The organism is Pseudomonas sp. NFPP24, from assembly GCF_900112095.1.
GTDB lineage: Bacteria > Pseudomonadota > Gammaproteobacteria > Pseudomonadales > Pseudomonadaceae > Aquipseudomonas > Aquipseudomonas extremorientalis.
Genome location: NZ_FOKD01000001.1, coordinates 99,168 through 124,440, shown reverse-complemented (window position 1 = coordinate 124,440; position 25,273 = coordinate 99,168). Strand labels below are relative to the sequence as shown.

Here is a 25,273-nt window from a genome sequence, read left to right as displayed (position 1 = left end):
GACGCTGTGGATAACTCGGTTATTTACCGATGCAGAAGCTGGAAAAGATCCGCCCCAACAAATCATCGGAGCTGAACGCGCCGGTGATTTCGCCTAACAGCTGCTGCGCCTGACGCAGATCTTCCGCCAGCAGCTCCCCGGCGCCCGCCAGGGTCAACTGCGCCCGACCGTGCTCCAACGCTGCGCTCGCATGGCGCAACGCCTCCAGGTGCCGACGGCGCGCACTGAAGCTGCTTTCCGAGGTCTGCTCGTAGCCCATACAGGCTTTGAGGTGCTCGCGCAGCAGTTCCAGGCCTTCACCGGCCGACTTCGCACTCAGGCTGATCGTGACGTGGCCATCCGCGCTGGTTTCCAGCGCAATGGCCTCTCCCGTCAAGTCAGCCTTGTTGCGAATCAAGGTGACCTTGGCCGGGTCCGGCCGGTGCTCGAGGAATTCCGGCCACAGGGCGAAAGGATCCACAGCCTCGGGCGCCGTTGCGTCCACCACCAACAGCACCCGATCCGCTTCGCCGATGGCTTTGAGCGCGCGTTCCACACCGATCTTTTCCACCTGGTCGTCGGTGTCGCGCAAACCGGCGGTGTCTACAACGTGCAACGGCATGCCGTCGATGTGGATATGTTCGCGCAGGATGTCCCGTGTGGTGCCGGCAATCTCAGTGACGATGGCGGCTTCCCGCCCCGCCAGGGCATTGAGCAAGCTGGATTTTCCCGCATTGGGCCGCCCCGCGATCACAACGGTCATGCCGTCTCGCAGCAAAGCCCCCTGCCCGGCTTCACGCAGCACTGTGGATAACTCATCGCGAACTTTATCCAGCATCGCCAGTACGTGGCCATCGGCGAGAAAGTCGATTTCTTCTTCCGGAAAATCAATCGCCGCCTCGACGTAGATACGCAGGCTGATCAACTGCTCGGTCAAGTTATGCACACGCAGGGAGAAAGCACCCTGCAGGGAGCGCAATGCATTACGTGCCGCTTGTGCAGAACTGGCTTCAATCAGGTCGGCAATTGCTTCGGCCTGGGCCAGATCCAGCTTGTCATTCAAAAATGCCCGCTCGCTGAATTCCCCTGGACGTGCCAGGCGGCAGCCCAATTGCAGGCAGCGTTGCAGCAACATATCCAACACAACCGGACCGCCGTGTCCCTGCAACTCCAGGACGTCTTCCCCGGTGAATGAATTCGGCCCAGGGAAATAAAGCGCTAACCCCTCGTCCAGCACGTTGCCGTCAGCATCCAGGAACGGGCCGTAATGCGCATAACGCGCCTTCAACTCACGGCCACTCATGGCTTTGGCTGCCACACTCGCAAGCGGCCCCGAAATTCTAACGATGCCGACACCGCCGCGACCTTGAGCGGTAGCGACAGCAGCGATGGTTTCACGAGGAGCGCTCATCAACAGGTTCCAGACCAAAAGTGACAGAAAGCAAAACGCCCCACTAGGGGGCGTCTTGAGTGGTTATCCACAGAGTAAGTTACGCAGAGGCTTTTGCGGTAGCCGCTTCGATCTTGCGTGTGATGTACCACTGTTGGGAGATAGACAACACGTTGTTGACCACCCAGTACAGCACCAGACCAGCTGGGAACCACAGGAAGAAGAAGGTGAAGATGATCGGCATCATTTTCATCACTTTTGCCTGCATCGGATCCGGCGGAGTCGGGTTCAGGCGCTGCTGGATGAACATCGTCGCGCCCATGATGATCGGCAGGATAAAGAACGGGTCTTTGATCGACAGGTCGGTTATCCACAGGATGAACGGCGCCTGACGCATCTCCACGCTTTCCAGGAGAACCCAGTACAGCGACAGGAACACCGGCATCTGCACCAGAATCGGCAAGCATCCACCCAGCGGGTTGATCTTCTCTTTCTTGTACAGCTCCATCATGGCCTGCGACATTTTCTGCCGGTCATCGCCATGTTGTTCTTTCAGCGCCGCCAGTTTCGGAGCCACGGCACGCATGCGCGCCATCGACTTGTAGCTGGCTGCCGACAGCGGGAAGAAGATCCCCTTGATCAGCATGGTCAGGAAGATGATCGAGAAGCCCCAGTTACCCACAATGCTGTGGATATGTTGCAGCAACCAGAAAATCGGCTGGGCGATGAACCACAGGAAGCCGTAATCCACAGTCAGCTCAAGGCCTGGGGACAACTCTTTCAGCACAGCCTGGCTTTTCGGGCCGGCGTACAGGATAGCGCTGGTTTCAGCCTTGGCGCCGGGTGCGACGGTCAACGCCGGGCCAGTGAAGCCAATGATGTAGTTACCCTGGCTGTCCTTGCGGGTTTGAACCAGGTTGGCCTCGCCCTTGTTCGGGATCCAGGCGGTCACGAAGTAGTGCTGCAGCCAGGCAACCCAGCCGCCTTGCACGGTTTCTTTCAGCGAGCCCTTGTCGATATCTTTCATCGACACTTTTTTGTACGGTTCGCTACTTGTCCACAGGGCGGCGCCCAGGTAAGTCGCGGTGCCGGTGGCAGTGCTGGATGAAGGATCGGAGCTGGCGTCACGCTTGAGCTGGGCAAACAGGTTGCCGCTCCATGGTTTGTCGCTTTCGTTGTCGATCAGGTAAGTGACCTTCAAGTCGTACAAACCACGGGTGAAGCTGAAGCGCTTGATGTAGTTGACGCCGTCGAGGCTGAATTTCAGGTCGACGTTCAACTGGTTCTGGCCATCAGCCAGTTGATAAGTCTTCTGCTCGGTCGAGTAAATCGGACGACCGGTAGCACGTGCATCCGGACCATTGGTGCCGGTCAGGCCGCTTTGCGCCAGATAAGTACGCTCACCACCGTTATCGAACAGTTGGAACGGAACATCCGGATGGTCTTGGCGACGTGGATACAGCGGCAGTTTCAACTGCGCGATATCACCACCTTGTGGGTCGATAGCCAGGTCGAGCACATCCGTTTTCACGTGGATGAGGTCTTTGTTGGTGACCACTGGCGTTTCTAACGGGGCGCTTGTCTCGCCATTCGCGCTGGGAACATCGGCACTCGCGGACGCATCGTTACCCAGCGGGGTGTCCGGAATAGCCGGCGCAGCCTGGTTGGTAGCAACATTCTGAGTCGGCAGGGCAGCCTGGCCATAGTCCTGGTTCCACTGAAGAACCATGACGTAGGACACGATTGCCAGGGCGACGATCAGGATCGTGCGTTTAATATCCATGATTACTCGGCCATCGAAGAAGAACGGGAGGTAGGGATAGGTGGAACCGGGTCATAACCACCGGGATTCCACGGATGACAGCGACCTAAACGACGAAAGGTCAGCCAGCCACCGCGCAGAAGACCATGGTTTTCTATGGCCTCTAACGCGTAGCAGGAACAACTGGGGTAGAAACGACAGTGGTTGGCCATCAGAGGACTAATGGCATAGCGATAAAACTGGATCGGAACGAGGGCCAGTTTACGCATCAAGGCTGTCTACCCCTACAGTTTCGGTGCTGACTGCTGGTGCTGGCTTGTGGGTACGCGCCAAACGTTTCCAGAGCTTGCCGAAATGCTGAATCAATTCGGGGTTTTCTACATCCCCCAAGCCTTTGCGCGCGACGATAACAATATCCCAACCAACCAGAGTGTCCTGGTGGAGGCGAAACGATTCGCGCATCAGACGCTTGAGGCGATTGCGCTCAACGGAGAGCTTTACGCTCTTCTTGCCGATCACCAACCCGAGTCGGGGGTGATCCAGATCGTTGTTACGCGCAAGGAGCAGGAGATTTTTCCCCGGAACCTTGCCGGTGGGGGAGTCAAAGACTGCCTTGAAATGCCGGGGGGTTAGCAGACGCTTTTCCCGACTGAAGTCCTGACTCACCACCAGTACCGGATTATCAAACTGCCAGACGCGCACGACCTTTGGCGCGACGACGCGACAGGACAGCACGGCCGTTCTTGGTAGCCATGCGAGCACGGAAGCCGTGGGTGCGGGCGCGTTTGATGGTGCTTGGTTGGAAAGTACGTTTCATGGCGTTGTTACCTGGTTCGTCCACAACGGGCCGGAATGGCCCCCGTTTTAAGAGACCGGCGATTCTAGTGAAAGCAAGCCTCTAGGTCAATTTCCAACCAGCTTTTCCTTTAATTAGATCTCCACAGGCCATCGGCTCTTTTCTGTCCGCTTGGCTTCCAGTGCTCATGGGATAGATATAAAAATAAAGAAGGAAGTTATTTAAAGCTTTTCTGTAAAGCTTATAAAAGCTAGACAGGCATTCAGCTGTGGATAACTGCCTTTAGGTCATATACCACGTGATGTACAGAGAATGACAACACGGGGGAGAAACGGTGCTCTGCCTGTGCTGCGCTGTCGGATAAGCTGTGTGTGGAATGGGCTGTTATCCACAGGCTGGTTACCCACAGACTTTCGCCCCTACTTGTGCAACGATCTCAGGGCCGCTTATCCACAGAGCTTATGCACAGACCATTGGTCGCCTTTATTGCTGTTAAGACGTTGATTTTGGCTGGCCTGTGATCAAGCTACATGTGGATAAGTGAACGGCTCGCCGCTACAATGGCGGCTGTTTTTGCCTCACCGGCTTTCAACTTAGGGGATATCCGTGTCAGTGGAACTTTGGCAGCAGTGCGTGGAGCTTTTGCGCGATGAGCTGCCTGCCCAGCAATTCAACACCTGGATCCGTCCGCTACAGGTCGAAGCCGAAGGCGACGAGTTGCGTGTCTACGCACCCAATCGTTTTGTTCTCGATTGGGTCAACGAGAAGTACCTGAGCCGCGTTCTCGAATTGCTCGATGAACATGGCAACGGCCTCGCGCCCGTGCTCTCCTTATTAATAGGCAGCAAACGCAGCTCTGCACCTCGCGCTGCGCCGAATGCGCCATTGGCTGCTGCGGCGTCGCAAGCCCAGGCAGCCGCCGCACCGGCCGCCAGTGCGCCTGCTCCTGCACCGGCATCATCCAAATCGTCTGCGAGAAAAAGCGCGCCAGAAAATGAAGAGCCGTCCCGCGACAGCTTTGACCCGATGGCAGGCGCCGCGTCCCAGCAAGCCCCGGTCCGCGCCGAACAGCGCACCGTCCAGGTCGAAGGCGCGCTCAAGCACACCAGCTACCTGAACCGTACGTTCACCTTCGAGAACTTTGTCGAAGGTAAATCCAACCAGTTGGCTCGCGCAGCCGCCTGGCAGGTCGCCGATAACCCCAAGCATGGCTACAACCCGCTCTTCCTTTATGGTGGCGTTGGCTTGGGTAAGACTCACTTGATGCACGCTGTGGGTAACCACCTGTTAAAGAAGAACCCGAATGCCAAGGTCGTGTACCTGCATTCGGAGCGTTTCGTGGCAGACATGGTCAAGGCCCTGCAGCTCAACGCGATCAACGAGTTCAAGCGGTTCTACCGCTCGGTTGATGCGTTGCTGATCGATGACATTCAATTCTTTGCCCGTAAAGAGCGTTCCCAGGAAGAGTTTTTCCACACCTTCAACGCCCTGCTCGAAGGTGGCCAGCAGGTCATCTTGACCAGCGACCGTTATCCGAAGGAAATCGAAGGCCTGGAAGAACGCTTGAAGTCGCGCTTCGGCTGGGGCCTGACTGTTGCGGTAGAGCCGCCGGAGCTTGAAACCCGCGTCGCGATCCTGATGAAAAAGGCCGATCAGGCCAAAGTCGACCTGCCACACGATGCCGCCTTCTTTATCGCCCAACGCATCCGCTCCAACGTGCGTGAGCTCGAAGGTGCACTCAAGCGGGTCATCGCGCACTCACACTTCATGGGCCGCGATATCACCATCGAGTTGATTCGCGAATCCCTCAAAGACTTGTTGGCGCTGCAGGACAAACTGGTGAGTGTGGATAACATCCAGCGCACCGTGGCCGAGTACTACAAGATCAAGATTTCCGACCTGCTGTCCAAGCGCCGTTCGCGCTCGGTTGCACGTCCCCGTCAGGTGGCCATGGCGCTCTCCAAGGAGTTGACCAACCACAGCCTGCCGGAAATCGGTGATGTGTTTGGCGGACGCGACCACACCACGGTCTTGCACGCGTGCCGCAAGATCAACGAACTTAAGGAATCCGACGCGGATATTCGCGAGGACTACAAGAACCTGCTGCGTACACTGACTACTTGATGACACCAGCGCAGCTTATTAAGGCAAGGGACTAGACCATGCATTTCACCATTCAACGCGAAGCCCTGTTGAAACCCCTGCAACTGGTCGCAGGCGTCGTCGAGCGCCGACAGACCTTGCCGGTGCTCTCTAACGTATTGCTGGTCGTCGAAGGCCAGCAATTGTCCCTGACCGGTACCGACCTGGAAGTCGAGCTGGTCGGTCGTGTACAGCTGGAAGAACCCGCCGAGCCTGGCGAGATCACCGTGCCGGCGCGCAAGCTGATGGACATCTGCAAAAGCCTGCCGAACGATGCGTTGATCGACATCAAGGTTGATGAAGCGAAGTTGGTCGTCAAGGCCGGCCGCAGCCGCTTCACCTTGTCCACCTTGCCGGCAAATGATTTCCCGACGGTTGAAGAAGGCCCGGGTTCTCTGACGTGCAGCCTGGATCAGAGCAAGCTGCGTCGCTTGATCGAGCGCACCAGCTTCGCCATGGCCCAGCAGGATGTACGCTACTACCTCAATGGCATGCTGTTGGAAGTGTCGGAAGGTATTATCCGCGCGGTGGCCACCGACGGTCACCGTCTGGCGATGTGTTCGATGCGTGCCGATATCGGCCAACCGGATCGTCACCAGGTGATCGTGCCGCGCAAGGGTATCCTTGAGCTGGCGCGTCTGCTTACAGAGCCGGAAGGCAACGTCAGCATCGTGCTGGGGCAGCACCATATCCGCGCGACTACCGGCGAATTCACTTTCACTTCCAAGCTGGTTGACGGCAAGTTCCCGGATTACGAGCGAGTGTTGCCTAAAGGTGGCGACAAGCTGGTGCTGGGCGATCGCCAAGCGCTGCGTGAAGCGTTCAGCCGTACCGCGATCCTGTCCAACGAGAAGTACCGTGGTATCCGTCTGCAACTGGCCAACGGTCAGTTGAAAATCCAGGCGAACAACCCGGAGCAGGAAGAAGCGGAAGAAGAAGTGGGCGTTGACTACAACGGCGGTTCACTGGAAATCGGCTTCAACGTTAGCTATCTGTTGGACGTACTGGGTGTGATGACCACCGAACAGGTTCGTCTGATTCTGTCGGACTCCAACAGCAGCGCCCTGGTGCAGGAATCCGACAACGATGACTCGGCTTACGTTGTCATGCCGATGCGCCTGTAACCATGCTCAGCAGAAGCTAGATGTCCCTCAGTCGCGTCTCGGTCACCGCGGTGCGCAATCTGCACCCGGTGACCTTCTCCCCCTCTCCCCGCATCAATATCCTCCACGGCGCCAACGGCAGTGGCAAAACCAGCGTGCTGGAAGCCATTCATCTGTTGGGGCTTGCCCGTTCCTTTCGCAGCGCTCGCCTGTTACCCGTCATCCAGTACGAACAATTGGCGTGCACGGTGTTTGGCCAGGTCGAATTGGCTGAAGGCGGGCACAGCAGCCTGGGCATATCCCGAGATCGCGGTGGAGAGTTCCAAATCCGCATTGACGGGCAAAATGCTCGCAGTGCCGCGCAGCTGGCGGAAATTCTGCCGCTGCAATTGATCAACCCCGACAGTTTTCGTTTGTTGGAAGGTGCCCCGAAAATCCGCAGGCAATTCCTCGATTGGGGAGTGTTCCACGTGGAACCACGTTTTATGGCCACGTGGCAGCGCTTGCAGAAGGCGCTGCGGCAGCGGAACTCATGGCTGCGGCATGGTACACTTGACGCCGCTTCGCAAGCGGCCTGGGACCGTGAACTGTGCCTGGCCAGCGACGAAATAGATGAATACCGCCGCGCCTATATCAAAGCCTTGAAACCAGTCTTTGAGCAGACCTTGAGTGAGTTGTTGGACCTCGAAGGGCTGACGCTGAGCTACTACCGTGGTTGGGACAAAGAGCGTGAGCTGAGTGCAGTGCTCGCGACGTCCCTGCAGCGGGATCAGCAAATTGGTCATACCCAGGCCGGACCACAGCGGGCTGATTTGCGCCTTAGATTAGGCGCTCACAATGCTGCGGACATCTTGTCCCGTGGCCAGCAGAAGTTGGTGGTGTGCGCACTGCGGATTGCCCAGGGCCACTTGGTGAGCCAAGCCCGGCGCGGTCAGTGTATTTATCTGGTGGACGACTTGCCGTCGGAACTCGACGAGCAGCACCGCCACGCGCTATGCCGCTTGTTGGAAGAATTACGCTGCCAGGTGTTTATCACTTGTGTAGACCACGAATTATTGAGGGAAGGCTGGCAGACGGAAACGCCAGTCGCTTTGTTCCACGTGGAACAAGGCCGTATCACCCAGACCCACGACCATCGGGAGTGAAGGCATGAGCGAAGAAAACACGTACGACTCGACCAGCATTAAAGTGCTGAAAGGTTTGGATGCCGTACGCAAACGTCCCGGTATGTACATTGGCGACACTGATGACGGTAGCGGTCTGCACCACATGGTGTTCGAGGTGGTCGACAACTCCATCGACGAAGCTTTGGCCGGTCACTGCGACGACATCAGCATCATCATCCACCCGGATGAGTCTATTACCGTGCGTGACAACGGTCGCGGTATTCCAGTAGACGTGCACAAAGAAGAAGGCGTCTCGGCGGCGGAGGTCATCATGACCGTGCTCCACGCCGGCGGTAAGTTCGACGACAACTCCTATAAGGTCTCCGGTGGTTTGCACGGTGTGGGCGTTTCGGTAGTGAACGCACTGTCCGAAGAGCTGATCCTGACCGTGCGCCGTAGCGGCAAGATCTGGGAACAGACCTACGTCCACGGTGTTCCACAAGAACCGATGAAAATCGTCGGCGACAGTGAAACCACCGGTACGCAGATCCACTTCAAGCCATCGGCTGAAACCTTCAAGAATATCCACTTCAGCTGGGACATCCTGGCCAAACGGATTCGTGAACTGTCGTTCCTTAACTCCGGCGTGGGTATCGTCCTCAAGGACGAGCGCAGCGGCAAGGAAGAGCTGTTCAAGTACGAAGGCGGCTTGCGTGCGTTCGTTGAATACCTGAACACCAACAAGACTGCGGTCAACCAGGTGTTCCACTTCAACATCCAGCGTGAAGACGGCATTGGCGTGGAAATCGCCCTTCAGTGGAACGACAGTTTCAACGAGAACCTGTTGTGCTTCACCAACAACATTCCTCAGCGCGACGGCGGTACTCACCTGGTGGGTTTCCGTTCCGCACTGACGCGTAACCTGAATACCTATATCGAGGCCGAAGGCCTGGCCAAGAAGCACAAAGTCGCCACCACCGGTGATGATGCGCGTGAAGGCCTGACCGCGATTATTTCGGTGAAAGTGCCGGATCCCAAGTTCAGCTCCCAGACCAAAGACAAGCTGGTGTCTTCCGAAGTGAAGACTGCCGTTGAACAGGAAATGGGCAAGTATTTCTCCGACTTCCTGCTGGAGAACCCGAACGAAGCCAAGCTGGTCGTTGGCAAGATGATCGACGCTGCACGTGCCCGTGAAGCGGCGCGTAAGGCACGTGAGATGACCCGTCGTAAAGGTGCGCTGGATATCGCTGGCCTGCCAGGCAAACTGGCTGACTGCCAGGAGAAGGACCCTGCCCTCTCCGAACTGTACCTGGTGGAAGGTGACTCTGCTGGCGGTTCCGCCAAGCAGGGTCGTAACCGTCGCACCCAGGCCATCCTGCCGTTGAAGGGTAAGATCCTCAACGTCGAGAAGGCGCGCTTCGACAAGATGATTTCTTCCCAGGAAGTTGGCACCTTGATCACAGCGTTGGGCTGCGGTATCGGCCGCGACGAGTACAACATCGACAAGCTGCGCTACCACAACATCATCATCATGACCGATGCTGACGTCGACGGTTCGCACATCCGGACCCTGCTGTTGACCTTCTTCTTCCGTCAGTTGCCGGAGCTGATCGAGCGTGGCTACATCTACATCGCCCAGCCGCCGTTGTACAAAGTCAAAAAAGGCAAGCAAGAGCAATACATCAAAGACGACGACGCCATGGAAGAGTACATGACGCAGTCGGCCCTGGAAGATGCCAGCCTGCACTTGAACGATGAGGCTCCGGGCATCTCCGGTGAAGCGTTGGAGCGTCTGGTTAACGACTTCCGCATGGTGATGAAGACCCTCAAGCGTCTGTCACGCCTTTACCCTCAGGAGTTGACCGAGCACTTCATCTACCTGCCAGCCGTAAGCCTGGAGCAACTGGGCGACCACGCGCACATGCAGGATTGGCTGGCCCAGTACGAAGTGCGTCTGCGCACTGTCGAGAAGTCCGGCCTGGTGTACAAAGCCAGCCTGCGTGAAGACCGTGAACGTAACGTATGGCTGCCGGAGGTCGAACTGATCTCCCACGGCCTGTCGAACTACGTCACCTTCAACCGCGACTTCTTCGGCAGCAATGACTACAAGACCGTAGTAACGCTGGGCGCACAACTGAGCACCCTGTTGGACGACGGCGCTTATATTCAACGTGGCGAACGCAAGAAGCAGGTCAAGGAATTCAAGGAAGCCCTCGACTGGCTGATGGCCGAAAGCACCAAGCGCCATACCATCCAGCGCTACAAAGGTCTGGGTGAAATGAACCCGGATCAGCTGTGGGAAACCACCATGGACCCTGCTCAGCGTCGCATGCTGCGCGTGACCATCGAGGACGCCATTGGCGCGGACCAGATCTTCAACACCCTGATGGGTGATGCGGTCGAGCCTCGTCGTGACTTCATTGAAAGTAATGCCCTGGCGGTCTCCAACCTGGACTTCTGATTCTGATAGCCTGCTGAACCCAAAAGGCCAACGCTATGCGTTGGCCTTTTTTATTGGGTGAATATCGGCTGTCTGCTGAATGCTCCACGTGGAACATTCTGGTTTTCAGCCCTGTTGCGAGGGCACCGCTACACTTTCCAATCGGTAACCGTACCCATAGATCGTCAACAGCTGCCACCCCCTATCCGCGGTCAGTCCCAACTTATTACGCAGTCGATAGATGTGCGTATCGAGCGGCCGCGACGACACCATTTCTTCGTGGGTCCAAAATCGCTCATAGAGATACTCTCGGGAAAGCGGTCGGGCCAGGTTGGCAAACAAGCAACTGGCCAGACGGTACTCGCGTTCGGTGAGGTTGATCGGTTTTCCCGCCCGGGTCACGGTCAACTCCGCATCATCAAAGGTCAGGTCGTTGAAGCTCTGCACTTCATGGTTGGCTGATTTCTGCAGGCCGTGGCGACGTAGAACCGCCGTCACCCTCGCCTTCAGTTCATTGGGACGGAAGGGCTTGCTGACATAATCATCGGCACCACTGTTCAGCGCAGTGACGATATCGCTCTCTGCATCGCGGCTGGTCAGCATGATGACCGCAGGCGGCGACTCCATGTGTTCACGGGTCCAGCGCAACAGAGCAATACCGCTGATATCCGGCAATTGCCAATCGAGTATCAACAGGTCGAAGGTTTCCCGGCGCAATTGGCGTAGCAGGTCTTCACCGCGTTCGAAGCAGTGCAGGGTCCAGGGTTGTTCGGCAGTGCTGGGGATTTGTCGCAGTGTCTGTTCCACCCGTCGCAGTTCCGCGGGTTCGTCATCCAGTATTGCGACACGCATGGGTGGGTCCTTTCTTCTTGAAAAATACGGCAGCCGTCAGCCGGGTTAGTGATGGGCACGTACTGCGCAGATGCCGGTCTCTGAATCTGAAGAATTGTGTTCAGATCCGTCGACCCCTTGGATCTCTCGGTACGCTGGCATCAATGTGCGATTAACCCATTGAAAGTCCTTGATACCGATGTGGGAAAGATACCGGCTCCCGCCCATAAGGAAAAGGATCAGCCGACGCATGCGCTGCCGTACACTCCTGCGTGCTGGTGTCAGATACCTTCTGGAACCCAATCTTGATGAGCACCATGATCCTTTCTTCGAACCGCCTGTGCCGTGCCCTCCCCTCATTGTTGATCATGGCTGTAGGCTCTGCAGGGGCGGTTGGCAAGACGCGCACGCCTTACATTGATGATCACATGCTGTGTCGCCCCCAGCCCCTGCCGGCGGTGGTTCAGCATCTCACCGGGGAAGCCTGGAAAATTGATACCAAGGGCCAGGCGAGCCTTTTGCTGGAAGGCATGACCATTGATGAACAGGAAGGCGTGAAGACCTCGGCGTCCGCGTTCGTCAGCCTGTTGCTCGGTGACGGATCCCGCGTGGTGTTGCCCGCAAGTTCACAGGTTCGATTGCATCTGGAGCGCAAGCTGTCGATTCCCCAGGTTGTACTCGAACAGGGCCAGGCGGAAGCGTATGTGATCAAGCGTGCCAGCGACCATGATCGTTTTCAGATCGTGACCCCCGTGGGGGTGTTGGGCGTACGCGGCACGCATTTCCGGGTGCGTAACGACGCAGAGCAATCGCTGCTCGAAGTGTTGGACGGGCAGGTTGCCGTCAGCCGCGAGGCAAAAAACCAGCCGATGGAACAGGAGGTAAAAATCGATGCCCGGCAAGGTCTGCTGTTCAGGAAGCAGGGAGACCTGAAACCGGTTGAGCTACTTGCTGCACCGAAGCTCGTGGGTCAGGACGGCCAGAAAGGCGATGCGCCGGTCTGGAGCCTGTACCTCCGGCCTTTGCCCGGAGCACAGCGATACCGGGCACAGATCGCTACCGACAAAGCCTTCATGGACATCAAGCAGGAAAACTTTTCCAGTGCGCCGAAAATGAGCTTCACTGGGCTCAAAGCCTCGTTCTACCACGTGCGCCTTTCGGCCTACGATGAAAACGGGCTGGAGGGAGAAACCGGGGTCTATGACATCTTTTACTACCCACCCACCACCCAGGCACATTGACCTATGAAGCTCTGGGGCAAGACCGAGAAACGCCAGCCCACCCATGCCCAGCGCCTGTTTCATGGCCTGGTGCGCGAGTGGTTGTGGATCGGGTTGCTGTTGCTGCCTGTTACCGTCTATCTGTCGTTGAGCCCAGGCCTGGCGTTGAATAATCCGCTGTACGACAGCCTTCGGCGCCTTACCCCGCTTCCTGTAGACCCGCGCATCCTGCTGGTTACCATTGATGACACCAGCCTGAAAAAGCTTGGCCAGTGGCCCTGGCCACGCAGCTTGCACGCCAACCTGATCGACCGCCTGAGCGCCGGGCAACCGGCGGGTATCCTCCTCGATGTGATCTTCAGTGAGCCCGGCGATCCCGCCAATGACAAACGCTTGGCCGAAGCGGTATGCAATGCAGGCAACGTCTTGCTGCCTCTGGTACGTGAGGGCACTTCAAGTTATAGCCAGCCCGGTGGTCAGATGCTGGCGTTGCATAAGTGCGCCAAGGGCGTGGGCCACATCAATGTCGAAGCGGACAGCGACGGCGTGGTCCGCAGCCTGTATCTACGTGAAGGCCCTCCCGAGACGACGGCACCGCAACTGGCCTGGCTGGCCTATGAGATGAGCGGCGAGCTATCGGACATGCCGGGCGAGCCGCAGCAGGCGACCGCACAACACTGGCACCGTGAACACGCCATCCGCATCCCGTTTATCGCACCCCATACCCATTTCCCCAGCGTGTCCTACGTCAGCGTATTGCGCGGTGAGGTTCCTCCCGAGCAGCTACGAGGGCGCCTGATCCTGGTGGGTTCAACGGCTTCCGGTATGGGGGATCGGTTCGTCACCCCCCTCTCCTCCACGGTCGGTACAACGGCAGGCGTGGAAATCCAGGCCAACGTGCTCAACGGCTTGCTGCAAGGTCGCAGCATTGTCGACCTGCCGGGCTGGCTCGCGGCGCTGATGGCGACCTCCCTGGTGGCATTGTTGCTGGGCCTGCTGCTCTATCGGCCGCGCTATGCACTGTGGATGACCCTGGGCTGCATGATCGCTGCGTTGCTCGGCGCCTGGGCCTTGTTGCGCCTGGGCCACTGGTGGTCGCCCGCCGCGTGTCTGATTGGTTTGCTGCTCAGCTACCTGATCTGGAACTGGCGTCGCCTGAGCGTGATCCTCGCCTACTTCGGCTGGGAATTGGCACGCCTGGATAACGAACCCAAAGTCCTGCCCGAACGCCGCCGTGCGCCCGCCAGCAAAGGCGACGTGCTGCAAGCGCGTATCTTTGCCCTGGAGCAGGCCGTAAGCCGCACGCGGGATACGCGGCGCTTCATGGCCGATGGCCTGGAGTGCCTGCCGGTAGCGACGCTGATTACCGACCCCATGGGTAACATCCTGCTGGCCAACCGCATTGCCCGCGAGGTGTTCGGCAATGACCTGGTCACCGAAAACCTGCTGGAACAATTGGCCGACCTGGGCTACCCGCCGCTGCACAATGGTGTGCGCCCCGCCCTCTCGGCGCTGGAGCTGGTCGAGTTCCGCGACATCCATCAACGCAGCCTGCGCATGGAATTGGCACCCTTACTGCCGGCCGAAGGTGATGTTGCACTGGGCTGGCTGTTGAGCCTGACGGATTTGAGCAAGGAGCGTGATGCGCAACAGCACCGCGAAACCATGTTGCGTTTCCTCTCTCATGACTTGCGTGCACCGCACTCGGCGATCCTCGCGCTGCTGGATGTGCATAACGGCGAGTCCCCAGTCTTCGCCCAGATAGAACAACAGGTTCGCCGCGCCCTGGGCCTTACCGAATCCTTCGTGCAACTGGCGAAGGCCGAAGCTGACGGTTACCAGTTCCAGCCGACGCTATTTGCGATGTTGGTGATGGACGCCTTTGATCAGGTGGCGCTGATCGCCCAGCTCAAGGGGATCCACCTGGTTCATGATCTGGATGAGGCCGACGAGGGCATGGTCTCCGCTGACCAGTCGCTGCTCACTCGTGCGTTGTTCAATGTGCTGGAGAACGCGATCAAATACTCCTCTTCCGGTACCACCGTCAGGTTGCGGCACAGCAGTGCGCAGGGCTGGTTGGAATGCCGTATCAGCGATCAGGGGCCGGGGATTGCGGCAGAGGATTTGCCGGAGCTATTCAGCCAATACCGGCGCTTTGAGTCCGCTCAGGGTAGTGAAGGATTGGGGTTGGGGTTGACCATGGTCAAGGCGGTAATCGAGCGCCACGGTGGACATATCCGTTGCGAAAGCGTGGTAGGCAAAGGCACCACGTTCAGCCTGCAACTACCGCTGCTGGAAGACTGAAAAAACGTACTTTTCTGCTGTGCATGAAAAACCGGTCGCAAGGACCGGTTTTTTTATGCGGAAAAACTTATGCACCTTTTCAGCGATTTTATGAGCTTGGGAAATATGCAATAAAATCAAGATGTTATGCTTAAAAAAGCACAATTCGCCAACAAACCGTACACAGGTTATCCACAGATGCTCAGGTCACCGGAGTGTCGACCACAACAGGCTCTGGCGGCAGCGAACCCATTGCCCGTTGCTGCGCTTCATTCCACGCCTGAGCGCGGTCATTCAGCGCTGCAATGGCACGTGGGCCTTCACCTTCTGCGTACATCGGTTCGCCAATCACCACGGTGATGATGCCTTCGCGCTTGGCCCATCCGGTCTTTGGCCAGAACTTGCCGGCGTTATGGGCAATCGGCAGCACGGGCAAGTTGGCGTTGACTGCCAAAGCCGTACCCCCGCGTGAGAACTTGCCTACGGTGCCGTAGGGCACGCGAGTCCCTTCCGGGAAGATCAGTACCCACACGTTATCCTTGAGCAGTTCATCGCCCTTCTTGGCCACGTGCTTGAGCGCTGCCTTGGGGTTGTCGCGGTCGATGGCGATCGGACGCAACATGGCCATGGCCCAGCCGAAGAACGGCACATACAGCAACTCACGCTTGAGCACCTGGCTCAACGGCGAGAAGTACGCCGAGAGAAAGAACGTCTCCCAAGTGCTCTGGTGGTTCGACAGAATCACGCACGGCTGGTCCGGGACATTTTCCGCGCCCCTGATCTCGAAGCGGATGTTCAGGAACACCTTGGTCAGCCACAACGCGCAGCGGCACCAGTAAACGTTGATGAAGCGGTAGCGCGCCTTGAACGGCAAGAAGGGCGCAATAAAAAAGCTCAGGGTGCACCAGAGAAACGAACTGGTGCCCAACAGCAGGTAAAAGAAAAAGGTTCTGATGGCCTGCAAAATCGACATGGCGGCATTTACCGTTGCGGGACAACGCCCGCCTGTTAAAAGCGCACTCCCGAACAGTCCTTGGTCAGGAAGTCGAGGGCGGCTAGTTGTTGATAAGTTCTGCGGCAACGGCCGCCAGATCGTCAAAAATCAAGGTGCCTACCGGCAGGTTTTTCGCCTGGGTCTTTTCGCCTTTCCCGGTCTTGACCAAAACTGGCTGAGAGTCGACGGCTTTGGCCGCCTCCAGGTCACCGAGGCTGTCACCGACGAACCATAGCCCAGCCAAGGGCACCTTGTAATGTTCTGCAATGGTTTTCAACATGCCAGGCTTGGGTTTGCGGCAATCGCAGCCCTCATCCGGCCCGTGGGGGCAGTACACCACCAGCCCCACCTCACCGCCCTGCTCGGCCACCAGTGCACGCAGGCGTGCGTGCATGGCGTCCAGGGTGGCGATGTCGTAGTACCCGCGAGCAATTCCGGACTGGTTGGTGGCGATCGCCACCGTCCAGCCGGCTTTGCTCAACTGCGCGATGGCCTCGATGGAGCCGGGCAGTGGAATCCATTCCGCCACCGACTTGATGTAAGCGTCGGAGTCGTAGTTGATCACCCCGTCCCGATCGAGAATCAGCAGTTTCAACATGGTCAGCTCAGCGTCGAAATGTCAGCGATGTTGACGAACAAGCCACGCAGGCGCGCCAGCATGGCGTAGCGGTTTTTCCGCACGCCGGCATCGTCGGCATTGATCATCACCGCTTCGAAGAACGCATCCACCGGCTCACGCAAGGTGGCCAGGCGCGCCAATGCTTCGGCGTAGTTGCGCTCAGCGATCAGCGGCTTCACCGCGTTTTCCGCCTTGGCGATGGCCGAGTTCAGCGAGAACTCCTTGGCATCGGCAAACAGGCCAGGGTCGACGTCAGCGTTGCCCAGGCCTTCGGCCTTGCTCAGCAGGTTCGACACACGCTTGTTCACGGCGGCCAGGGCGTCGGCTTCCGGCAGTTTGCGGAACGCCTGCACGGCTTGTACGCGCTGGTCGAAGTCCAGCGCCGAACCCGGCTGCAGGGCACGTACCGACAAGTACACCGACACGTCCACGCCTTCGTCTTCGTAACGCGCACGCAGGCGGTCGAACACAAACTCCAGCACTTGCTCGGCCAGGCCGGCCTGTTTGACCTTGGCACCGAACTGGCCGACCGCGAACACCACGGCCTGGGTCAGGTCGAGGTCCAGCTTTTTGTCGATCAGGATACGCAGCACGCCCAGGGCCGCACGGCGCAGGGCATACGGGTCTTTGCTGCCGGTTGGCAACATGCCGATACCGAAGATACCCACCAGGGTGTCCAGCTTGTCGGCGATGGCCACGGCTGCACCGGTCAGGGTGCTTGGCAATTCAGCGCCGGCACCGCGCGGCATGTACTGCTCGTTCAGGGCCAGTGCCACGTCGTCCGGCTCGCCGTCGTTGAGGGCGTAGTAGTAACCGGCTACGCCTTGCATCTCCGGGAACTCGCCGACCATCTCGGTGGCCAGGTCGCACTTGGACAGCAGGCCAGCGCGGGCAGCCCAGGCGGAGTCACCACCAATGCGCGGCGCAATGTAGGCGGCCAGCTTGGAAACCCGCACAGCTTTGTCGTAGACGCTGCCGAGTTTTTCCTGGAACACCACGTTCTGCAGGCGCAGGTTGAAGTCTTCCAGCTTCTGTTTCTTGTCTTGCTTGAAGAAGAACTCGGCGTCGGTCAGGCGCGGGCGCACGACTTTCTCGTTACCGGCGATGATCTGCTGCGGGTCCTTGCTCTCGATGTTGGCCACGGTGATAAAGCGCGGCAGCAATTTGCCGTCCACGTCCAGCAGGCAGAAGTACTTCTGGTTGTCCTGCATGGTGGTGATCAGGGCTTCCTGCGGCACGTCGAGGAAACGCTCCTCGAACGAGCACACCAGCGGCACCGGCCATTCAACCAGCGCGGTCACTTCGTCGAGCAGGCTTGGCGGCACGATGGCGGTGCCCTCCTGCAGGCGGGCCAGTTCTTCGGTGCGCTTGCTGATCAGCTCGCGACGCTCGTTGGCATCAGCCAGCACATAGGCAGCGCGCAGATCGTTGAGGTAGTTGGCCGGCGAAGTGATACGTACCGCTTGCGGATGATGGAAGCGGTGGCCACGGGAGTCACGGCCGGCCTTCTGGGCGAGGATGGTGCAGTCGATGACCTGGTCACCGAGCAGCATCACCAGCCATTGGGTTGGGCGTACGAACTCTTCCTTGCGTGCACCCCAGCGCATACGCTTGGGGATCGGCAGGTCGTTCAACGAATCTTCGACGATGGTTGGCAGCAGGCTGGCGGTCGGCTTGCCCGTGATGACCTGGCTGAACCGCAGTTTCGGGCCGCTCTGGTCGATCTCACTCAGTTCCACGCCACACTTCTTGGCGAAACCCAGGGCGGCCTGGGTCGGGTTGCCTTCGGCGTCGAAAGCGGCCTGGCGCGGTGGGCCGTCGAGGTTGATGCTGCGGTCCGGCTGCTGGGTTTCCAGTGCGGTCAGCAACACGGCCAGGCGGCGCGGCGCGGCGTAGACTTTTTTCGCGGCGAATTTCAGGCCGGCGGTTTGCAGGCCCTTTTCGATACCGGCCAGGAACGCATCGGCCAGGGTGTTCAGTGCCTTGGGTGGCAGCTCTTCGGTGCCCAGTTCAACCAGGAAATCTTGAACACTCATTGTGCAGCCTCCAGCTTAGCCAACACTTCATCACGCAGGTCCGGGGTGGCCATCGGGAAGCCCAGCTTGGCGCGAGCCAGCAGGTAGGCTTGGGCGACGGAACGCGCCAGGGTGCGTACACGCAGGATGTATTGCTGGCGCGCGGTTACCGAGATGGCACGGCGCGCGTCCAGCAGGTTGAAGGTATGGGAGGCCTTCAACACCATTTCATAGCTTGGCAACGGCAGCGGCTGGTCGAGCTCGATCAGGCGCTTGGCTTCGCTTTCGTAGAAATCGAACAGTTCGAACAGCTTGTCGACGTTGGCGTGTTCGAAGTTGTAGGTGGACTGCTCCACTTCGTTCTGGTGGAACACGTCGCCGTAGGTGACCTTGCCGAACGGGCCGTCAGCCCACACCAGGTCGTAGACCGAGTCCACGCCCTGCAGGTACATGGCCAGGCGCTCGAGACCGTAGGTGATCTCGCCGGTCACCGGGTAGCACTCGATACCACCTGCCTGCTGGAAGTAAGTGAACTGTGTCACTTCCATGCCGTTGAGCCAGACTTCCCAGCCCAGGCCCCAGGCGCCCAGGGTCGGCGATTCCCAGTTGTCTTCGACGAAACGGATGTCGTGGACCAATGGGTCCAGGCCCACATGCTTGAGCGAGCCCAGGTAGAGTTCCTGGAAGTTGTCCGGGTTCGGCTTCAATACCACCTGGAACTGGTAGTAGTGCTGCAGACGGTTCGGGTTTTCGCCGTAGCGGCCGTCAGTCGGGCGACGACTGGGCTGCACATAAGCGGCGTTCCAGGTTTCCGGGCCGATGGCCCGCAGGAATGTAGCGGTGTGGAAAGTGCCGGCGCCTACTTCCATATCGTAGGGCTGAAGTACCACACAACCTTGCTCGGCCCAGTATTGCTGGAGGGCGAGGATCAAGTCTTGGAAGGTACGCACGGCTGGCGTAGGCTGGCTCACGAAATTCACCTGTTACTTGGGCTGCGATTTAAAGAGCGGGAGTATACCCGATTCGGCCCCGCCACCACTCCCTGGAGCCTTATGCCACGCTGCTTTTGGTGTTCTGAAGATCCGCTGTACATGGCTTATCACGATCAGGAGTGGGGAACGCCGCTGCGCGATGCGCAGGGTTTGTTCGAGTTGCTTTTGCTCGAAGGGTTCCAGGCGGGCCTGTCCTGGATCACCGTTTTACGCAAACGCGAGCATTATCGGAAGGTCTTGTTCGGGTTTGATGCGCAGCGCTTGGCCCAACTGAGCGACGCCGAGATAGACGCGCTGATGCTCGATCCGGGCATCGTGCGCAACCGCCTGAAGCTCAACGCCACTCGGCGCAACGCCGCTGCCTGGCTGGCGCTGGAGGAACCGGTGGGTTTGCTCTGGTCCTTCGTCGGCGGCAAACCCAAGGTCAATCACTTCAAGGACCGCAGCGAAGTCCCGGCGATCACGCCCGAAGCCGAAGCCATGAGCAAGGCCCTGAAAAAAGCCGGTTTCACCTTCGTCGGGCCGACCATTTGCTACGCCTTCATGCAGGCCTCGGGCATGGTCATGGACCACACTCAGGACTGCGACCGTTACGCGGACTTGGCCAACGCCGGTTAGAATGCGCGCTTTGCGCACCACACACGATCAGGAGTGACCTGTGGAAAAGTTTAAAGGCGCCTTGCTGGTAGGCGCTCTGCGGTTGTTTGCCCTGCTGCCCTGGCGCGCTGTCCAGGCGGTTGGCACGGCCATCGGCTGGATCATGTGGAAAACCCCCAACCGCTCCCGTGACACGGTGCGGATCAACCTCTCCAAGTGCTTCCCGGACATGGACCCGGCTGCCCGTGAGCGCCTGGTCGGCCAGAGCCTGATGGACATCGGCAAGTCCCTCACCGAAAGCGCCTGCGCCTGGATCTGGCCGGCCCAGCGCTCCATCGACCTGGTACGTGAAGTCGAAGGCCTGGAAGTGCTGCACGAAGCCCTGGCCTCGGGCAAAGGCGTGGTCGGCATCACCAGCCATCTGGGCAACTGGGAAGTGCTCAACCACTTCTATTGCAGCCAGTGCAAGCCGATCATTTTCTACCGCCCGCCCAAGCTCAAGGCGGTGGATGAACTGCTGCGCAAGCAGCGCGTGCAACTGGGTAACCGCGTGGCCGCGTCGACCAAGGAAGGCATCCTCAGCGTGATCAAGGAAGTGCGCAAGGGCGGCCAGGTGGGGATTCCCGCCGACCCGGAGCCGGCCGAATCCGCCGGGATCTTCGTGCCCTTCTTCGCCACCCAGGCGCTCACCAGCAAGTTCGTTCCGAACATGCTTGCTGGCCACAAGGCGGTGGGCGTGTTCCTGCATGCACTGCGGCTGCCGGATGGCTCGGGCTACAAGGTGATTCTGGAAGCGGCGCCGGAAGACATGTACAGCACCGATACCGCCACGTCCTGCGCGGCGATGAGCAAGGTGGTGGAACGTTACGTCGGTGCCTACCCGAGCCAGTACATGTGGAGCATGAAGCGCTTCAAGAAACGCCCGCCGGGTGAAGAGCGCTGGTACTGATTCAAGATCAACGCAAAACCAATGTGGGAGGGGGCTTGCCCCCTCCCACATTTAAGTCCTGCTCAGGCTTGGCGATCGAGTTTTTTCAGGAACACGGTCATCTCTTTCTCTGCCTGCTTGTCGCCCTGAGCAAGCGCCGCTTCTATCCCCTTCTCCCACGCCAGCCGCGCCGCTGCACGATCTTCCAACCCCAACAGCGCCTTGCCCAACAACTTCCACGCCGCCGAATACTTCGGGTCGAACTCGACGCACTTGCTCAAATGCTCCGCCGCCTTGGCGTTGTCCTTCAGATCCAGATAACCCTTGCCCAAGCCAAACCGCAGCAGGGCGTTATCCACACCCTTGGCGAGCATTTTCTCCAGGGATTCGAGCATGCCGTTCACTCCATTCGATCAGAAAAAGCTCAACCCCACGTGGAACAGCTTCTCCACATCGCGGATATGTTTCTTGTCCACCAGGAACAGAATCACATGGTCCCCGGTTTGGATCACCGTATCGTCGTGGGCAATGATCACCTCTTCGTCACGGATGATCGCGCCAATGGTGGTACCCGGCGGCAAGCCGATATCGCGGATGGCCTTGCCGATCACCTTGCTCGACTTGGAGTCGCCATGGGCAATCGCCTCGATGGCTTCCGCCGCACCACGGCGCAGGGAGTGCACGCTGACGATATCGCCACGGCGTACGTGGGCGAGCAAGGTGCCGATGGTGGCCAGTTGCGGGCTGATGGCGATGTCGATATCACCGCCCTGGATCAGGTCCACGTAGGCCGGGTTGTTGATGATGGTCATCACCTTCTTTGCGCCCAGCCGCTTGGCCAGCAACGACGACATGATGTTGGCTTCGTCATCGTTGGTCAGTGCCAGGAAGATGTCGGCGTCGGCGATGTTTTCTTCCATCAGCAGGTCGCGGTCCGAGGCGCTGCCTTGCAGTACGACGGTGCTGTCCAGGGTGTCGGACAAATGCCGGCAACGTGCCGGGCTCATCTCGATGATCTTCACCTGGTAGCGGCTTTCGATGGCTTCGGCCAGACGCTCACCGATCTGCCCACCGCCGGCGATGACGATGCGCTTGTAGGTCTCATCGAGACGGCGCATTTCGCTCATCACCGCGCGAATATTCGCCTTGGCGGCGATGAAAAACACTTCGTCGTCGGCCTCGATCACCGTATCGCCCTGGGGCAGGATCGGACGGTCACGCCGGAAAATCGCCGCGACGCGGGTTTCCACATTCGGCATATGCTCGCGCAACTGGCGCAGTTGCTGGCCCACCAGCGGGCCGCCGTAGTAGGCCTTTACCGCGACCAGTTGCGCCTTGCCGCCGGCAAAGTCGATCACTTGCAGAGCACCCGGGATTTCGATCAGGCGCTTGATGTAGTGGGTTACCACCTGCTCCGGACTGATCAGTACGTCTACCGGAATCGCATCGTTGTCGAACAGCCCGGCGCGAGTCAGGTAAGCCGCTTCGCGTACGCGGGCGATCTTGGTCGGCGTGTGGAACAGGGTGTGGGCCACCTGGCAGGCGACCATGTTGGTTTCGTCACTGTTGGTCACGGCCACCAGCATGTCGGCGTCATCCGCACCGGCCTGGCGCAGCACGGTCGGGAACGAGGCGCGGCCTTGGACGGTGCGGATGTCGAGGCGGTCGCCGAGGTTGCGCAGGCGCTCGCTGTCGGTGTCGACCACGGTGATGTCGTTGGCTTCGCTGGCCAAATGTTCGGCCAAGGTGCCACCAACCTGCCCTGCCCCAAGGATGATGATTTTCATCCGGTCACTCCCTTTAACCCGTTCAGCCGCGCGCGGCGGCGATCTTGATCAGTTTGGCGTAGTAGAAGCCATCGTGTCCGCCTTCTTGCGCGAGCAACTGGAGGCCGTGGGGCTGCTTGATGCCAGCGGCGGTGGCGAGGTCCAGCTCCCGTGCACCGCTGGTGCGGGCGAGGAAGGCTTCGATCACCTCGGTGTTTTCCGTCGGCAAGGTGGAGCAAGTGGCGTAGAGCAGGATGCCGCCGACTTCCAGGGTCGGCCACATCGCGTCGAGCAACTCGCCCTGCAGCACGGCCAGGGCGGCGATGTCATCGGGTTGGCGGGTGAGCTTGATGTCCGGGTGGCGACGGATTACGCCGGTGGCGGAACAGGGTGCATCGAGCAGGATGCGCTGGAAGGGTTTGCCGTCCCACCACGTAGCGGTGTCACGGCCGTCGGCGGCAATCAGCTCGGCGCTGAGGCCCAGGCGCGCCAGGTTTTCACGCACGCGCACCAGGCGCTTGGCTTCCAGGTCGACGGCGACGACACCGGCCAAGTCCTTTTCGACCTCCAGAATGTGACACGTCTTACCGCCTGGCGCGCAGCAGGCGTCGAGGACGCGTTGGCCCGGTGCCAGGTCGAGCAGGTCGGCAGCCAGTTGTGCGGCCTCGTCCTGCACGCTGATCCAGCCTTCGGCAAAGCCCGGCAGGTTGCGCACATCGGTGGCCGCTTCGAGCACGATGCCGTCGACGCTGTACACGCAGGGCGTGGCATTGATGCCGGCGGTAGTGAGCAATTGCAGGTAGGCATCACGGCTGTGGTGACGGCGGTTGACCCGCAGGATCATCGGCGGATGCGCATTGTTAGCCGCGCAGATGGCTTCCCACTGTTCGGGCCAGAACGCCTTCAGGGATTTTTGCAGCCAGCGCGGGTGAGCGGTACGCACCACCGGGTCATGTTCCAGCTCGGCCAGCAGCGCTTCGCTTTCGCGCTGGGCGCGGCGCAGCACGGCGTTGAGCAGAGCCTTGGCCCAGGGCTTTTTCAGTTTGTCGGCGCAACCGACCGTCTCGCCGATGGCTGCGTGGGCCGGCACACGGGTGTAGAGCAACTGATAGAGGCCCACCAGCAGCAGCGCTTCCACATCGGCATCGGCGGCCTTGAACGGCTTCTGCAGCAACTTGGTCGCCAGTGCCGACAGGCGTGGCTGCCAGCGCGCGGTGCCGAAGGCCAGGTCCTGGGTGAAACCGCGATCGCGGTCTTCGACCTTGTCCAACTGGGTCGGCAATGAACTGTTCAGCGACGCCTTGCCGTTGAGGACGGCGGCGAGAGCCTTGGCGGCAGCCAGACGTGGGTTCATTGGGCTGTCCCGAGGATGGTGCCTACAGCAAATTTCTCACGACGGCTGTTGAACAAATCACTGAAATTAAGCGCCTTGCCACCCGGCAATTGCAGACGGGTCAGGCACAGCGCCTGCTCGCCGCATGCGACCAGCAGGCCGTCCTTGCTGGCGCCGATGATTTCACCTGGAGCGCCTTTGCCCTCGGCGAGTTTGGCGGCCAACACTTTTACGGCTTCGCCATTGAGGGTGCTGTGGCAGACCGGCCAGGGGTTGAAGGCGCGTACCAGGCGTTCCAGCTCCACGGCCGGGCGGCTCCAGTCGATACGCGCTTCGTCTTTGTTCAGTTTGTGGGCGTAGGTGGCCAGGCTGTCGTCTTGGACTTCACCCTCCAGGGTGCCGGCGGCCAGGCCGGCGATGGCCTGGATCACGGCGGGCGGGCCCAGTTCGGCGAGGCGGTCGTGCAGGCTGCCGCCGGTGTCTTCGCCGGTGATCGGGGTGGTGACCTTGAGCAGCATCGGGCCGGTGTCCAAGCCCGCCTCCATGCGCATCACGGTCACGCCGCTTTCGCTGTCGCCGGCTTCCACGGCACGTTGGATCGGCGCCGCACCGCGCCAGCGTGGCAGCAGCGAGGCATGGCTGTTGATGCACCCCAGGCGCGGGATATCCAGCACCACTTGCGGCAGGATCAAGCCGTAGGCTACGACCACCAACAGGTCAGGCTTCAGTGCTGCCAGCTCGGCTTGGGCTTCGGTATTACGCAGGGTCGGCGGCTGCAGCACGGGAATATTGTGCTCCAGCGCCAGCTGCTTGACCGGGCTTGGCATCAGTTTTTGCCCGCGACCGGCCGGGCGATCCGGCTGGGTGTACACCGCGACGATGTCATAAGGGCTGGCAAGCAGGGCCTTGAGGTGTTCGGCGGCGAATTCTGGAGTGCCGGCAAAAACAATGCGCAGTGGCTCGGTCATGGGAGGTCT

The 25,273-nt window shown here is 59.5% G+C and carries 22 protein-coding genes; 8 read left to right on the top strand and 14 right to left on the bottom strand.

Going from position 1 to position 25,273, the window contains the following annotated elements; genetic code table 11:
• Window positions 1-19 precede the first annotated feature (19 nt).
• From mnmE to rpmH, 5 genes are all read right to left on the bottom strand, one after another.
• Window positions 20-1,390 carry a tRNA uridine-5-carboxymethylaminomethyl(34) synthesis GTPase MnmE gene (gene mnmE, locus BM026_RS00605; protein WP_071490888.1) on the bottom strand — a complete coding sequence of 457 codons (1,371 nt, stop codon included), beginning with the start codon at window positions 1,388-1,390 and terminating at the stop codon, window positions 20-22.
• A 79-nt stretch (window positions 1,391-1,469) separates the two neighbouring features.
• Entirely contained in the window at window positions 1,470-3,152 is a 1,683-nt protein-coding gene (yidC, locus tag BM026_RS00600; protein ID WP_093527099.1) for a membrane protein insertase YidC, read from the bottom strand.
• A gap of 2 nt (window positions 3,153-3,154) precedes the next feature.
• On the bottom strand, window positions 3,155-3,400 hold the full coding sequence (gene yidD, locus BM026_RS00595; RefSeq protein ID WP_003213574.1) for a membrane protein insertion efficiency factor YidD: 246 nt from the start codon (window positions 3,398-3,400) through the stop codon (window positions 3,155-3,157).
• Window positions 3,393-3,800, bottom strand: coding sequence for a ribonuclease P protein component (rnpA, locus tag BM026_RS00590; RefSeq protein WP_020302575.1), 408 nt, complete (start codon window positions 3,798-3,800; stop codon window positions 3,393-3,395). The genes yidD and rnpA overlap by 8 nt, the downstream gene beginning before the upstream one ends.
• 13 nt (window positions 3,801-3,813) lie before the next feature.
• Entirely contained in the window at window positions 3,814-3,948 is a 135-nt protein-coding gene (gene rpmH / locus BM026_RS00585; protein ID WP_003213577.1) for a 50S ribosomal protein L34, read from the bottom strand.
• Between the two features lie 585 nt (window positions 3,949-4,533).
• On the opposite strand from rpmH, the gene dnaA reads away from it, so the two are divergent.
• From dnaA to gyrB, 4 genes are read left to right on the top strand one after another with little or no spacing between them, the layout of a single operon-like run.
• Window positions 4,534-6,051, top strand: a complete 1,518-nt coding sequence (gene dnaA, locus BM026_RS00580) for a chromosomal replication initiator protein DnaA (protein WP_092241502.1) — start codon at window positions 4,534-4,536, stop codon at window positions 6,049-6,051.
• Window positions 6,052-6,089: 38 nt separating this feature from the next.
• Window positions 6,090-7,193, top strand: coding sequence for a DNA polymerase III subunit beta (dnaN, locus tag BM026_RS00575; protein WP_058424368.1), 1,104 nt, complete (start codon window positions 6,090-6,092; stop codon window positions 7,191-7,193).
• A gap of 20 nt (window positions 7,194-7,213) precedes the next feature.
• Window positions 7,214-8,317, top strand: coding sequence for a DNA replication/repair protein RecF (recF, locus tag BM026_RS00570; RefSeq protein ID WP_058424369.1), 1,104 nt, complete (start codon window positions 7,214-7,216; stop codon window positions 8,315-8,317).
• A 4-nt stretch (window positions 8,318-8,321) separates the two neighbouring features.
• A complete protein-coding gene (gene gyrB / locus BM026_RS00565) occupies window positions 8,322-10,739 on the top strand; it encodes a DNA topoisomerase (ATP-hydrolyzing) subunit B (RefSeq protein WP_025854386.1) in 2,418 nt (805 codons plus the stop codon).
• Window positions 10,740-10,844: 105 nt separating this feature from the next.
• On the opposite strand, the gene BM026_RS00560 is transcribed toward gyrB, so the two are convergent.
• Window positions 10,845-11,570: a response regulator transcription factor gene (locus BM026_RS00560; protein ID WP_071490891.1), complete on the bottom strand. Its 726-nt coding sequence runs from the start codon at window positions 11,568-11,570 to the stop codon at window positions 10,845-10,847.
• A gap of 287 nt (window positions 11,571-11,857) precedes the next feature.
• On the opposite strand from BM026_RS00560, the gene BM026_RS00555 reads away from it, so the two are divergent.
• Both BM026_RS00555 and BM026_RS00550 read left to right on the top strand, forming a co-directional pair.
• Window positions 11,858-12,790, top strand: a complete 933-nt coding sequence (locus BM026_RS00555) for a FecR family protein (protein WP_093527097.1) — start codon at window positions 11,858-11,860, stop codon at window positions 12,788-12,790.
• Window positions 12,791-12,793: 3 nt separating this feature from the next.
• Window positions 12,794-15,073, top strand: a complete 2,280-nt coding sequence (locus BM026_RS00550) for a CHASE2 domain-containing protein (RefSeq protein WP_093527095.1) — start codon at window positions 12,794-12,796, stop codon at window positions 15,071-15,073.
• Between the two features lie 181 nt (window positions 15,074-15,254).
• Here BM026_RS00550 and BM026_RS00545 read toward each other — a convergent pair whose 3' ends face one another.
• The 4 genes from BM026_RS00545 to glyQ form a co-directional block, all read right to left on the bottom strand.
• Window positions 15,255-16,025: a lysophospholipid acyltransferase family protein gene (locus tag BM026_RS00545; protein WP_092241494.1), complete on the bottom strand. Its 771-nt coding sequence runs from the start codon at window positions 16,023-16,025 to the stop codon at window positions 15,255-15,257.
• Window positions 16,026-16,107: 82 nt separating this feature from the next.
• The gene (gene gmhB / locus BM026_RS00540) at window positions 16,108-16,644 is read right to left on the bottom strand and encodes a D-glycero-beta-D-manno-heptose 1,7-bisphosphate 7-phosphatase (protein WP_170856039.1); all 537 of its coding nucleotides are present in this window, start codon (window positions 16,642-16,644) and stop codon (window positions 16,108-16,110) included.
• Between the two features lie 2 nt (window positions 16,645-16,646).
• Window positions 16,647-18,701: a glycine--tRNA ligase subunit beta gene (glyS, locus tag BM026_RS00535; RefSeq protein WP_071490895.1), complete on the bottom strand. Its 2,055-nt coding sequence runs from the start codon at window positions 18,699-18,701 to the stop codon at window positions 16,647-16,649.
• Window positions 18,698-19,651 carry a glycine--tRNA ligase subunit alpha gene (glyQ, locus tag BM026_RS00530; RefSeq protein ID WP_003187265.1) on the bottom strand — a complete coding sequence of 318 codons (954 nt, stop codon included), beginning with the start codon at window positions 19,649-19,651 and terminating at the stop codon, window positions 18,698-18,700. Before glyQ ends, glyS begins: the two co-directional genes overlap by 4 nt.
• Before the next feature lie 81 nt (window positions 19,652-19,732).
• Here glyQ and BM026_RS00525 point away from each other — a divergent pair, with 81 nt between their 5' ends.
• Both BM026_RS00525 and BM026_RS00520 read left to right on the top strand, forming a co-directional pair.
• Window positions 19,733-20,290, top strand: coding sequence for a DNA-3-methyladenine glycosylase I (locus BM026_RS00525; protein WP_093527093.1), 558 nt, complete (start codon window positions 19,733-19,735; stop codon window positions 20,288-20,290).
• A 40-nt stretch (window positions 20,291-20,330) separates the two neighbouring features.
• A complete protein-coding gene (locus BM026_RS00520) occupies window positions 20,331-21,218 on the top strand; it encodes a lysophospholipid acyltransferase (protein ID WP_071490897.1) in 888 nt (295 codons plus the stop codon).
• Between the two features lie 62 nt (window positions 21,219-21,280).
• Here the strand turns inward: BM026_RS00520 and BM026_RS00515 are convergent, their stop codons facing one another.
• The 4 genes from BM026_RS00515 to fmt are packed head-to-tail and all read right to left on the bottom strand — an operon-like array spanning window position 21,281 to window position 25,264.
• Window positions 21,281-21,592, bottom strand: coding sequence for a hypothetical protein (locus tag BM026_RS00515; protein WP_093514261.1), 312 nt, complete (start codon window positions 21,590-21,592; stop codon window positions 21,281-21,283).
• 18 nt (window positions 21,593-21,610) lie between these two features.
• On the bottom strand, window positions 21,611-22,984 hold the full coding sequence (trkA, locus tag BM026_RS00510) for a Trk system potassium transporter TrkA (RefSeq protein WP_071490899.1): 1,374 nt from the start codon (window positions 22,982-22,984) through the stop codon (window positions 21,611-21,613).
• A 22-nt stretch (window positions 22,985-23,006) separates the two neighbouring features.
• Window positions 23,007-24,317: a 16S rRNA (cytosine(967)-C(5))-methyltransferase RsmB gene (rsmB, locus tag BM026_RS00505; protein ID WP_093527091.1), complete on the bottom strand. Its 1,311-nt coding sequence runs from the start codon at window positions 24,315-24,317 to the stop codon at window positions 23,007-23,009.
• A complete protein-coding gene (gene fmt, locus BM026_RS00500; RefSeq protein ID WP_092241492.1) occupies window positions 24,314-25,264 on the bottom strand; it encodes a methionyl-tRNA formyltransferase in 951 nt (316 codons plus the stop codon). The genes rsmB and fmt overlap by 4 nt, the downstream gene beginning before the upstream one ends.
• Window positions 25,265-25,273: the final 9 nt, after the last annotated feature.